The organism is Streptomyces sp. NPDC002206, from assembly GCF_053593595.1.
In genome coordinates this window covers 480,381-492,378 of the sequence record NZ_JBSFCW010000003.1, presented here as the reverse complement: position 1 = coordinate 492,378, position 11,998 = coordinate 480,381, and the positions used below count along the sequence as shown (strand labels likewise).

8 protein-coding genes are annotated in these 11,998 nt (G+C 70.1%); 6 read left to right on the top strand and 2 right to left on the bottom strand.

What is annotated here, in order from left to right; genetic code table 11:
• Positions 1-39 precede the first annotated feature (39 nt).
• Both ACWCP8_RS10360 and ACWCP8_RS10355 read right to left on the bottom strand, forming a co-directional pair.
• Positions 40-1,449, bottom strand: a complete 1,410-nt coding sequence (locus ACWCP8_RS10360) for an FAD-binding oxidoreductase (RefSeq protein WP_451115310.1) — start codon at positions 1,447-1,449, stop codon at positions 40-42.
• Between the two features lie 293 nt (positions 1,450-1,742).
• Positions 1,743-3,545, bottom strand: coding sequence for a glycoside hydrolase family 15 protein (locus ACWCP8_RS10355; RefSeq protein ID WP_352266639.1), 1,803 nt, complete (start codon positions 3,543-3,545; stop codon positions 1,743-1,745).
• 408 nt (positions 3,546-3,953) lie between these two features.
• Between ACWCP8_RS10355 and ACWCP8_RS10350 the strand changes: the two genes are divergently transcribed.
• The 6 genes from ACWCP8_RS10350 (at position 3,954) to ACWCP8_RS10325 (ending at position 11,946) form a co-directional block, all read left to right on the top strand.
• Entirely contained in the window at positions 3,954-5,627 is a 1,674-nt protein-coding gene (locus ACWCP8_RS10350) for a CTP synthase (protein WP_352266618.1), read from the top strand.
• A 90-nt stretch (positions 5,628-5,717) separates the two neighbouring features.
• The gene (locus tag ACWCP8_RS10345; RefSeq protein WP_352266617.1) at positions 5,718-6,344 is read left to right on the top strand and encodes an NUDIX hydrolase; all 627 of its coding nucleotides are present in this window, start codon (positions 5,718-5,720) and stop codon (positions 6,342-6,344) included.
• 191 nt (positions 6,345-6,535) lie between these two features.
• Positions 6,536-8,599, top strand: coding sequence for a tetratricopeptide repeat protein (locus ACWCP8_RS10340; protein WP_451115307.1), 2,064 nt, complete (start codon positions 6,536-6,538; stop codon positions 8,597-8,599).
• Positions 8,600-8,743: 144 nt separating this feature from the next.
• Positions 8,744-9,859 carry an alanine dehydrogenase gene (gene ald / locus ACWCP8_RS10335; protein ID WP_352266638.1) on the top strand — a complete coding sequence of 372 codons (1,116 nt, stop codon included), beginning with the start codon at positions 8,744-8,746 and terminating at the stop codon, positions 9,857-9,859.
• A gap of 450 nt (positions 9,860-10,309) precedes the next feature.
• On the top strand, positions 10,310-11,347 hold the full coding sequence (locus ACWCP8_RS10330; protein ID WP_451115305.1) for a ParA family protein: 1,038 nt from the start codon (positions 10,310-10,312) through the stop codon (positions 11,345-11,347).
• On the top strand, positions 11,344-11,946 hold the full coding sequence (locus ACWCP8_RS10325; protein WP_451115351.1) for a hypothetical protein: 603 nt from the start codon (positions 11,344-11,346) through the stop codon (positions 11,944-11,946). Before ACWCP8_RS10330 ends, ACWCP8_RS10325 begins: the two co-directional genes overlap by 4 nt.
• Positions 11,947-11,998 lie beyond the last annotated feature (52 nt).

The window sequence follows — 11,998 nt, the reverse complement described above, 5'->3', positions numbered from 1 at the left end:
GGTACCGGCCGGATGGCGGGAGGGCGTCGTCGGGGGAGTTCATCGGGCGACGGACGCAGGCTCGACGTTGTGGTTGAGGCGGAACACATTGTCGGGGTCGTACGTGGCCTTGACCGCGGCGAGGCGGGCGTAGTTCTCGGCGCCGAGTCCGGCGACGACCCGGTCCTCGCCCTCGCGCCCGATGAAGTTGAGGTAGACGGCGCCGCTGGACCAGGGGCGGACATCGGCGCGCAACCGGCGCACCCACTGCTTGCCGCGCTCGTCGTCGGACGGGCTCTCCCAGACGCCGAAGGGGTGCACTGCCCAGGGGGCGGCGCGCCACGGCAGCGGGTAGTCGGCGGGGCCCCGGGCCACCGCGCCGCCCCCGGGGAAGAGGAAGTGCTGTGAGTTGGAGGGGACCGGCATGTCGTGGGCGCGGGCGCAGAACAGGTCCACCGCCTCGTCGGGGAGACTGTCGAGATGCTCGGCGGACCAGTAGTTCCGCAGTCCCGGCGGGTCGTCGAGCATGCACTGCAGCTCCGCGTAAGGAATGTCGGAGATCACCTCAGCCTCGTGGCCGATGGCGAGGGCCGGCCGGGCCACGTCGACGGCCTCGCCCGGAGGACCCGTCCAGGTGACCAGGACCGCGCAGATGAGCGTGGACACCAGGTGCTTCGGTACGAAGTCCTCCGGCGGCGCGGTGAAGTAGAGGAAGGCGCCGCCCGCCCCGTCTGGCGCGGAGGCCATCAAGTCCCGGTACGCGCGCAGGACTTCGGGCCCGTCCTCGGGGCGGTAGAGCAGCATCACGTAGGACATGGCGGGCAGCTCGTACAGATTCAGCGTGAGAGAGGTGACGACGCCGAAGTTTCCGCCGCCACCGTGCAGTGCCCAGAAGAGCTCGGGATTCTCGTCGAGGCTCGCGTGGACGGTGCTGCCGTCCGCCGTCACCAGTTCGGCGGCCACCAGGTTGTCGCAGGCCAGGCCGAAGCTGCGCTCCAGCCAGCCGGAGCCGCCGCCGAGCACGAAGCCGCCCACACCGGTGGTGGAGACCCGGCCACCGGTGGTCGCCAGGCCGTACGCCTGGGTGGCCCGGTCCAGATCCCTCATGAGGGCGCCACCGCCGATACGTGCCGCCTGGTCGGCCGGGGCGACGGTCACGCCGTTCATCCGGCGCAGGTCGACCACCAGGCCGCCGTCGGTGGACGACATGCCCGCGACGCTGTGGCCGCCGCCACGGACCGCGATCTCCAGACCGTGCTCCCGTGCAAACCGCACGGACCGTGCGACGTCGGTCTCCGACGCGCACTGGGCGACCACCGCGGGCCGTCGGTCGATCATGCTGTTGAAGACCGTGCGCGCCTCGTCGTATGCGCAGTCACCGGGGGCGAGGACCTCACCGCTGAAGTCCCGGCGCAGACCGTCCAGGGCACTGTCCGTCGCACTGCTGATGCCGGTGGTGCGGGGCGTCATGATGCCCCCTTCCGAGGGCGTGACAGGTCGCTTCCATCCTAAGGGCTGTCCCGTCATCCCTGACGGGCGCAGACGACAGCTACGGCACCTCGCTGCGTTGTCGGAACGCCCGAATACGCCCCGTACGAGGACGCCCCTCCGCCTTGCGATGCACCCCATCTGTCGCCGCGCGCTGATCCACCAGGGATTACGGGACAGCCCTTGGGCCGGGTCCGCGAAGTCTTGCCCGGTCCGACCGGGCGGGCAGGTTCCGCACCGGCCGTCGGGCACGGTCCTGCCACGCCATCCGTCAGTCAGCCGACGTACGCCCCGCTCGCGGTCAGCCGCAGCGCCGTGTCGATCAGAGGCACGTGGCTGAACGCCTGCGGGAAGTTTCCCACCTGACGCTGCAGCCGCGAATCCCACTCCTCCGCCAGCAGCCCCAGGTCGTTGCGCAGCGAGAGCAGCCGCTCGAACAGCTGCCGCGCCTCGTCGACCCGGCCGATCATCGCCAGGTCGTCCGCCAGCCAGAACGAGCACGCCAGGAACGCGCCCTCGTCCCCCTCCAGGCCGTCGACGCCCGCGGCCTCGCCCGTGGTGGGGTAGCGCAGCACGAACCCGTCCTCCGTGGACAGCTCCCGCTGGATCGCCTCGATCGTGCCGATCACCCGCTTGTCGTCCGGCGGCAGGAAGCCCATCTGCGGGATCAGCAGCAGCGACGCGTCCAGTTCCTTCGACCCGTAGGACTGGGTGAAGGTGTTGCGTTCCTTGTCGTAGCCGTTCTCGCAGACATCGCGGTGGATGTCGTCGCGCAGCTCGCGCCACCGCTCCAGCGGCCCATCGGTGTCCCCGGACTCGATCAGCTTGATGGTGCGGTCGACAGCGACCCAGGCCATCACCTTGGAGTGGACGAAGTGGCGGCGTGGCCCGCGCACCTCCCAGATGCCCTCGTCCGGCTCGTCCCAGTGGTCCTCCAGGTACTCGATCAGCTTGAGCTGGAGCCCCATCGCGTAGTCGTTGCGGGTCAGGCCCGTCATGTGTGCGAGATGCAGCGCCTCGACGATCTCGCCGTACACATCGAGCTGCAGCTGGTTCGCCGCGCCGTTGCCGACCCGGACCGGGCCGGAGTTCTCGTAACCGGGCAGCCAGTCCAGCTCGGCCTCGCCCAGCTCGCGCTCGCCCGCGATGCCGTACATGATCTGCAGGTTCTCCGGGTCGCCCGCGACCGCCCGCAGCAGCCACTCACGCCAGGCGCGGGCCTCCTCGCGGTAGCCGGTGCGCAGCAGGGAGGAGAGGGTGATCGCGGCGTCGCGGAGCCAGGTGTAGCGGTAGTCCCAGTTGCGCGAGCCGCCGATGTCCTCCGGGAGCGAGGTGGTCGGCGCGGCGACGATGCCGCCGGTCGGGGCGTACGTCAGGGCCTTCAACGTGATCAGCGAGCGGACCACCGCCTCCCGGTAGGGGCCGTGGTACGTGCACTGCTCGACCCACTCGCGCCAGAAGTCCTCGGTCGCCTCCAGCGCGCTCTCGGGGTCCGGCAGCGCGGGCGGCTCCCGGTGCGAGGGCTGCCAGCTGAGGGTGAACTCGATCCGGTCGCCCGGTGCGACGGTGAAGTCGGAGTACGTCGTCAGGTTCTCGCCGAACGTGTCGGCGGGCGTGTCGAGCCAGACGGAGTCCGGGCCGGCCACGGCGACGGTACGGCCGTCGACCCGGTGCACCCACGGGATCACCCGCCCGTAGCTGAACCGCATCCGCAGCTCGGAGCGCATCGGCACCCGGCCGCTGATCCCTTCCACGATCCGGATCAGCTGCGGTGCGCTGTCACGCGGGGGCATGAAATCGGTCACCCGGACCGTGCCGCGTGGCGTGTCCCACTCCGATTCCAGAATCAGGGAGTCGCCGCGATAGCGCCGCCGGTCCGCGGGCGGTGGTTCGGACCCGGCCGCGTGCGCGGGACCCAGGCGCCAGAAGCCGTGCTCCTCGGTACCCAGCAGTCCCGCGAAGACGGCATGCGAATCGAAGCGGGGCAGGCACAGCCAGTCCGCCGTACCGTCCCGGCAGACCAGTGCGGCGGTCTGCATGTCTCCGATGAGTGCGTAATCCTCGATGCGCCCGGCCACGTGCATCTCCAGTCGAACGGCCACGTCGCCCCGTGGGGCGCTTACTGCGGGTAAAAAGGTCGTTTCAAGGGGTTGTTGTGGGGAGCCGAGGGCTTGTATGGGTCGCCCGGCTGCGAGTGTCCGAGCAGGATACGACGCACGTCCATGATCCGCGCGACGGTCCAGGTAAGACATCTGAGCCGAACGGGTGGGGACCGAACACGGTGTGGTGATCTTGCGACGCCGGTGCGCCGGGTGTGGCCGGAAGCAGGCTCCCCCAGTCGCTGATACCCTGGTAGCCCGTGGACCGGTGGTCGTCAGCAACAGCGGACGAGGCCCCCGAACCGCAGCGACGGCACCTTCGGAGTCTCCGGATGGCAACGCCGGTACGCACCTCAAGATACGCGACCACGGGAGCCCCCTTTGGCTATGCAGCCCACATCCACGACGACCAAGCACATCTTCGTCACCGGGGGTGTCGCCTCTTCCCTCGGCAAGGGTCTGACTGCCTCCAGCCTGGGTGCCCTGCTCAAGGCGCGGGGCCTTCGGGTCACGATGCAGAAGCTCGACCCGTACCTCAATGTCGACCCTGGCACGATGAACCCGTTCCAGCACGGCGAGGTGTTCGTCACCAACGACGGCGCCGAGACCGACCTGGACATCGGCCACTACGAGCGTTTCCTCGACGTCGACCTCGACGGCTCCGCCAACGTCACGACCGGTCAGGTGTACTCGCAGGTCATCGCCAAGGAGCGGCGCGGCGAGTACCTCGGTGACACCGTCCAGGTCATCCCGCACATCACCAACGAGATCAAGCACCGCATCCGCCGCATGGCGACCGACGACGTCGACGTCGTCATCACCGAGGTCGGCGGCACGGTCGGCGACATCGAGTCGCTGCCGTTCCTGGAGACCGTCCGCCAGGTCCGCCACGAGGTCGGCCGGGACAACGTCTTCGTCGTGCACATCTCGCTGCTGCCGTACATCGGCCCGTCCGGCGAGCTGAAGACCAAGCCCACCCAGCACTCGGTCGCGGCGCTGCGGAACATCGGTATTCAGCCGGACGCGATCGTGCTGCGCGCCGACCGTGACGTACCGACCGCCATCAAGCGCAAGATCTCGCTGATGTGCGACGTGGACGAGGCCGCCGTGGTGGCCTGTGTGGACGCCAAGTCGATCTACGACATCCCGAAGGTGCTGCACACCGAGGGCCTGGACGCGTACGTCGTGCGCAAGCTCGACCTGCCGTTCCGCGACGTCGACTGGACCACCTGGGACGACCTGCTGGACCGCGTCCACAACCCCGACCACGAGATCACCGTCGCGCTCGTCGGCAAGTACATCGACCTGCCCGACGCGTATCTCTCGGTCACCGAGGCCATCCGGGCCGGCGGCTTCGCGAACAAGGCCCGCGTCAAGGTCAAGTGGGTCGCCTCCGACGACTGCAAGACCCCGGCCGGGGCCACCAGGCAGCTCTCCGACGTCGACGCGATCTGCGTCCCCGGCGGGTTCGGCGACCGCGGTGTCAACGGCAAGATCGGCGCCATCCAGTACGCCCGCGAGAACAAGGTGCCGCTGCTCGGCCTCTGCCTCGGCCTGCAGTGCATCGTGATCGAGGCGGCGCGCAACCTCGCCGAGATCCCCGACGCCAACTCCACCGAGTTCGACGCCGCCACCTCCCACCCCGTCATCTCGACGATGGAGGAGCAACTCGCGTACGTCGAGGGCGCCGGCGACCTGGGCGGCACCATGCGGCTCGGCCTGTACCCGGCGAAGCTCGCCGAAGGCTCGCTGGTCCGTGAGGCGTACGACGACCAGCCGTACGTGGAGGAGCGTCACCGCCACCGCTACGAGGTCAACAACGCCTACCGCGCCGAGCTGGAGAAGAAGGCCGGTCTGGTCTTCTCCGGCACGTCCCCGGACAACAAGCTCGTCGAATACGTCGAGTACCCGCGCGAGATCCACCCCTACCTGGTCGCCACCCAGGCGCACCCGGAGCTCCGGTCCCGGCCGACCCGCCCGCACCCGCTCTTCGCGGGCCTGGTCAAGGCGGCTGTCGAGCGCAAGACCGCGGGCAAGCAGGGCACCACGTCGGGCAAGTAGTCCGACAGCAGGCAGGCGTTACCGTTGACCGGGGTACGGACCCACCGAGGGTCCGTACCCCGGTTTCTGGTTTTTTGTGGGAGGACGTAGATGGGTATCCAGGACACGCCCGAGGAGTGGCCGGTCACCGCGACCGAGACCCCCTTTACGGGCAACAAGACCAGCGTCCGCACCGACGACGTGGTGATGCCCGATGGCTCCGTCGTGCGCCGTGACTACCAGGTCCACCCGGGATCGGTCGCCGTGCTCGCGCTCGACGACGCGGGCCGGGTCCTCGTGCTGCGGCAGTACCGGCACCCCGTGCGGCACAAGCTCTGGGAGATCCCGGCCGGCCTGCTCGACATCCCCGGTGAGAACCCGCTGCACGCGGCGCAGCGCGAGCTCTACGAGGAGGCGTACGTCAAGGCCGAGGACTGGCGGGTGCTGACCGACGTCTACACCACGCCCGGCGGCTGCGACGAAGCGGTACGGATCTTCCTGGCCCGGAATCTCTCCGAGGCCGACGGCGAGCGCTTCGAGGTCTCCGAGGAGGAGGCCGACATGGAGCTGGCCCGGGTGGAGCTCAGGGAACTCGTGCGGGGGGTGCTCGCCGGGGAGCTGCACAACAACTGTCTCGTGGTGGGTGTTCTTTCGCTTGCGGCCGTGCTCGCCGGCGACGGGATCGACTCGCTGCGGCCGGCGGAGGCGCCTTGGCCGGCCAGGCCGTTCGAGGTCTGAGGTTCCGTCGGTCCGGCGGTTCGTCGGTCTGTTGCGGCGAACAAGGGTCCTTTGATCGGACAAAATGCTGATCCGATCGGGGGACCTCCCCGCCACGCTCCACCGTGTTCGCGTACCCGCCTGAACTACGCTCGGAATGCCCTGGCCGGAGTCCCGGCGGGCACCGCGTGCAGCGAAGTGGAGCGTGGCCCGTGACGGATCAGGCGGTGGACACCAGCGGCCCGGCATCGGCGGCGGGGACCGAGGGGCCGTCCGGCGCCGCACCACGCCAATTCTTCGGCCGCGAACGCGAGTTGAAGGAGCTGAAGGCCGACATCGAACGGGCCGGGCTGGACACCCTGGCCGGTCGCAAAGCGGCCCGCGCCAGGGTCCTGCTGATTGCCGGACGCCCCGGCTCCGGGCGCACCGCACTCGCCGAGGAACTCACCCGCGCACTGCTCGGCACCGGCGACTACCCCGACGGGCTGCTCCGGGTCCGGCTCACCGAACTCGGCGGCGCCCCCGTCCCCACCGAACGCACCGCCCGGGACCTCCTCGACCAACTGGAGGTCGCCGGGCCGCCCGGCGCGGACGGCGACGAACTGTCCCAGTTGGTCCGCGAGGCCCTCGCCGACCGGCACGTCCTGCTGCTGCTCGACGACGCGGCCGACGCCGAACAGGTCGACCCGCTGCTGCCGGACAACCCCGGCTGCCTCGTGGTCGCCACCGCCCAGGGTCCGCTCACCGGCATCCCCGGTGTCCGTCCGTGCACCATCGGCGGCCTCGACAAGGGCTCCGCCGTCCAGCTGCTGGCCGGCGCCATCGGGCAGGTCAGGATCACGGTGGACCCGCTGACCGCCGAGAGCCTCGCCGAGGAGTGCGGTGGACAGCCTGCCGCCCTGGTCATGATCGGCGGCTGGCTCGCCGCCCACCCGATGGCATCGGTCGCCGATGTCGCCAAGCAGCTGCGCGAGCTGCCGGACGACGCCGAGCAGCCCACCGGCGCCCGCCCGCTGGCCCGCGCCTTCCGGCTGGTCCACGAGTCCCTGCCGCAGACCGCCGGCCGGATACTGCGATTGCTCGCGCTCGCCCCCGCCGGGCTCGCCGACGCCCACACCGCGTCCGCGCTTGCCGGCTGCTCGGTCTCGGCCGCCCAGTCGACCCTCGACGACTTCGTCCAGCTGGGCCTGCTGCGTACCAACGGGGCGGAGCTGCCGCAGTACGAGGTGCCCGGCTGCCTCGCCCCGCTGCTGCAGGCCCTGCTCGCCGACCGGGACCGGCCGGCCGAGATCCAGCTCGCCAGGGCCCGGTTGCTGGAGCGGACCGTACGCCAGCTCCAGTCCTGCCGGGCGATCACCGACCCGGAGGGTTCCGAGGCCCGCCGCAAGCTCGCCGGACTGCCGAGCTCGCTGCGCTTTCCGCACCCCGAAGCGGCCGCCGCCTGGCTGCGGATCCGCCGGCCGGCCCTCCTCGCCTCCGCCCGGATCGCTGTGGAGGACGGTGAACTCGACACCCTGGCAAGGAGGTTGGTGGCCGCGCTGGTGCGGGCGCTGGCCGCGCACCAGGGCACCGAGGCCGCGGCATCCGATCTGTACGGACTGCACGGACTGGTCCTGGCCGTCGCCGAGCGGCGCGAGCTGCCCCGCGAGCGGGCCGCCGCACTGCTCAATCTCGCCGATCTGGATGCCAGGACCGGCCGTACGCGGGAGGCGCTGACCCGCTATCGGGCAGCCCTGGACGCCGGACGGGCGGCGAAGGACCCGTACGCCACGGGCAGGGCGATGGAATCCGTAGGCGGCGCCTACGCCGAGCTGGGGGACTTCCACCGGGCCTCCGACTGGTACGGCCGGGCGCTCGCGCAGCGGCTCACCCACGGCGAGCTCGCCGACGAGGCGCGGCTGTACGGGCGGCTCGGCTCCGTCCACACCTACGCCGGGCAGTACGGCGAGGCGCTGCGGAACTGGCGGGCCGCGGCGGCCGGGTACCGCAGGCTCGGCGACCTGGCCGCCCAGGCGCGGGCGCTCAGCGAGGCCGCGCGGGTGCAGGAGTACGCGGGGCGGCCGCAGGAGTCGCTGCGCACCTGTCAGGAGGCCGTCCAGTGGGCACGACAGGCCAAGGACGTACGGCTGCAGGCCGCGCTGGAACTGCGGCTGGCCGACACGCTCGACCGGCTCGGCGACCCGGCTGCGGCCGGGTTGCACCGCGGTGCGGCGCAGAGACTGCTGGGCAAGGATGCGCCCGCCTGCGAAATCCGTAGTGTGTCGACTGAAAATTAATGCTTTGTAAGGCTAGACAGCGAGAAGCCCTTCATTAAACTGGCTCTGCCGCGTACGTTCGCGGTGTCTCCATTTACACTGTGTGTATCCGGGTATGCGCCTCTATGCCCGGAGTAACCCTCTGAGTCAAGGACCGTGATCGACGTGAAGGTCGGCATCCCCCGCGAAGTCAAGAACAACGAGTTCCGCGTGGCCATCACGCCCGCCGGTGTGCATGAGCTCGTCCGCAACGGCCACCAGGTCGTCGTCGAGCAGAACGCCGGTGCCGGGTCATCGATCACGGACGAGGAGTACATCGCCGCGGGGGCGCGGATCCTCCCCACCGCCGACGAGGTCTGGGCCACCGCCGACCTGCTCCTGAAGGTCAAGGAGCCGGTTGCCGAGGAGTATCACCGCCTCCGCAAGGACCAGACGCTCTTCACCTACCTGCACCTCGCCGCCTCCCGCGAGTGCACGGACGCGCTGCTGGAGTCCGGCACCACGGCGATCGCGTACGAGACCGTCGAGACCGCGAACCGCGCGCTGCCGCTGCTTGCCCCGATGTCCGAGGTCGCGGGCCGGCTGGCCCCGCAGGTCGGTGCGTACCACCTGATGCGCTCGGTCGGCGGCCGCGGCGTGCTGCCGGGCGGCGTCCCGGGTACCGCGCCCGCCGAAGCCGTCGTCATCGGCGGCGGTGTCTCCGGCTGGAACGCCACGCAGATCGCCGTCGGTCTCGGCTTCCACGTCACGCTGCTCGACAGGGACATCAACAAGCTGCGCGAGGCCGACAAGGTCTTCGGCACCAAGGTGAAGACGGTCGTCTCCAACGCCTTCGAGCTGGAGAGGGCGGTCATCGAGGCCGACCTCGTCATCGGTGCCGTGCTGATCCCCGGCGCGAAGGCCCCGAAGCTGGTCACCAACGAGCTCGTCGCCAAGATGAAGCCCGGAAGTGTACTTGTCGACATTGCAATCGACCAGGGTGGCTGCTTCGAGGACTCGCACCCGACGACGCACGCCGAGCCGACCTTCATGGTCCACAACTCGGTCTTCTACTGCGTCGCCAACATGCCGGGCGCGGTGCCGAACACCTCCACGTACGCGCTCACCAACGCCACGCTGCCGTACATCCTGGAGCTCGCCAACCGCGGCTGGGCCGAGGCGCTTCGCCGTGACGCCGCGCTCGCCAAGGGCCTCAACACCCATGAGGGCCAGGTCGTTTACCGCGAGGTGGCAGAGGCGCACGGTCTGGAGCACGTCGAGCTGAGCACGCTTCTCGGCTGACGGGTCAACATCATTCGTCAACCTCACGCGTCCGGCCGGACCTTGCCGAGCAAGGTCCGGCCGGAGGCATGTCGGGCCGCTGTGAGAGCCTTGCGCAACTCGCCTCGAAGGTAACCCTTTACCCGTTTCGTGCACCGGTGAAATGTGCGCCGGAGCGACCGCGCACCCTTGACAGGGGGGTGTTCGATTGCCGACACATCGGGCCGGGTCCGGCGGATTGTGTTGCTGCGAACCGGTGACACGCCATAGAGTCGCCAATCGTCGGCATGGTGTCACGCTGACCTATCGATAAGTTTCCTGGTCACGTCCAAGGAGGTAAGACGACTTGTGAATGAGTCGACATTTACTCCCGGGGGTGTTCAACCAGGGAGGCCTGCACGGGGCCAGAGCCCGATCGGGCTGGAGGCTGTCGGCTCCGTCGCTGTCCGCACCTTCGCCACCCACCAGCACATGACGACAGCCCCCCAGATGATGGACGGCCTAAACGTGAACGCCATGGCCGGCAACGAGAGTGGCCGAGAGACCGCCCACTTCGCCGACTTCGCCGAGGTGCCCAAGGGGCACTTCTACGACCCCGACGCCGAGTACGAGCCCGATCCGGAGTACGCGGCCACCCTCGCGCCCGACGCTGCCCGTCAGCGCCGCGAGCGGATCGGCCCGACCGGTCGGCCCCTGCCCTACTTTCCGATCCCGGGCCCGCTGACCGACCACGGTCCCGCGAAGATCATCGCGATGTGCAACCAGAAGGGCGGCGTCGGCAAGACCACGTCGACCATCAACCTCGGTGCCGCTCTCGCGGAGTACGGACGTCGTGTCCTGCTCGTCGACTTCGACCCGCAGGGCGCCCTGTCCGTCGGTCTCGGCGTCAACCCGATGGAGCTCGACCTCACGGTCTACAACCTGCTCATGGAGCGGGGCATGTCGGCCGACGAGGTCCTCCTCAAGACTGCCGTACCCAACATGGATCTGCTGCCGAGCAACATCGATCTGTCGGCAGCCGAGGTGCAGCTGGTCAGTGAGGTGGCCCGGGAGTCCACGCTGCAGCGCGCCCTGAAGCCGCTGATGGCCGACTACGACTACATCGTGATCGACTGTCAGCCCTCGCTGGGCCTGCTCACGGTGAACGCCCTGACGGCTGCTCACAAGGTGATAGTGCCGCTCGAGTGCGAGTTCTTCGCACTCCGTGGTGTGGCACTGCTCACCGAGACCATCGAGAAGGTCCAGGAGCGGCTCAACCCGGAGCTGGAGCTCGACGGCATTCTCGCCACCATGTACGACTCCCGTACGGTGCACAGCCGCGAGGTTCTCGCGCGGGTCGTCGAGGCCTTCGACGAGCACGTCTACCACACAGTGATCGGGCGCACGGTGCGCTTCCCGGAGACCACGGTCGCCGGTGAGCCCATCACCACGTACGCCTCCAACTCGGTCGGTGCAGCCGCCTATCGCCAGCTCGCCAGGGAGGTGCTCGCCCGGTGTCACGCCGAGTGAGTCTGCCCGGGGCCGACGAACTGTTCCGCACCACCGGGGGGATGGGGCTCCAGTCCTCGTCCCCCGCGGAGCGGCGGCGCAAGGCGAACGGCGAGGCGCGGGTTCCGGCTCCGGCCGGTGAGAGCGATTCCGCGGCGAACGGATCCGGGACGGCCGAGGCCGGTCGAGCCGGCACCCTGCCACCCGGGGAGGAGCATTCGGCGGCGGACGCCGACGCGGGGGACTCCCGCAGCCGGGGCGGGGAGAACGACCGGTCGGCGGCCGCTCAGGCGGGCCGTCGGCCCCAGCCCTCGTCCGGGATGCCGTCCGGTACGCAACAGGAGGCGGTTCCGGCCGTCCAGCAGCAGCGCAGGCGCGGAGGCGGGCGGGGGGCGAACCGGCGGCCGAGCGGCCGGGAGCGCCACGACGAGAAGATCACCGTCTATGTCTCGGCCGAGGAACTGATGGACCTCGAACACGCGCGGCTCGTCCTGCGCGGCGAGCACGGGCTCGCCGTCGACCGCGGGCGGATCGTCCGCGAGGCGGTCGCCGTGGTCCTCGCCGACCTGGAGTCGCGGGGCGAGGCGAGCATCCTCGTACGGCGGCTGCGCGGCCGCTGACCGGTACGGCGGGCCGGTAACCTGCCCGGGGGGCCGCCGCCGAGCGGCCCGG

What these genes read in the sequence shown, in the direction of transcription:
- ACWCP8_RS10350 (WP_352266618.1), top strand. Translation starts at nt 3,954, where the DNA reads ATGCAGCCCACATCCACGACGACCAAGCACATCTTCGTCACCGGGGGT.
- ACWCP8_RS10330 (WP_451115305.1), top strand. Translation starts at nt 10,310, where the DNA reads ATGACGACAGCCCCCCAGATGATGGACGGCCTAAACGTGAACGCCATG.
- ACWCP8_RS10345 (WP_352266617.1), top strand. Translation starts at nt 5,718, where the DNA reads ATGGGTATCCAGGACACGCCCGAGGAGTGGCCGGTCACCGCGACCGAG.
- ACWCP8_RS10360 (WP_451115310.1), bottom strand. Translation starts at nt 1,449, where the DNA reads ATGACGCCCCGCACCACCGGCATCAGCAGTGCGACGGACAGTGCCCTG.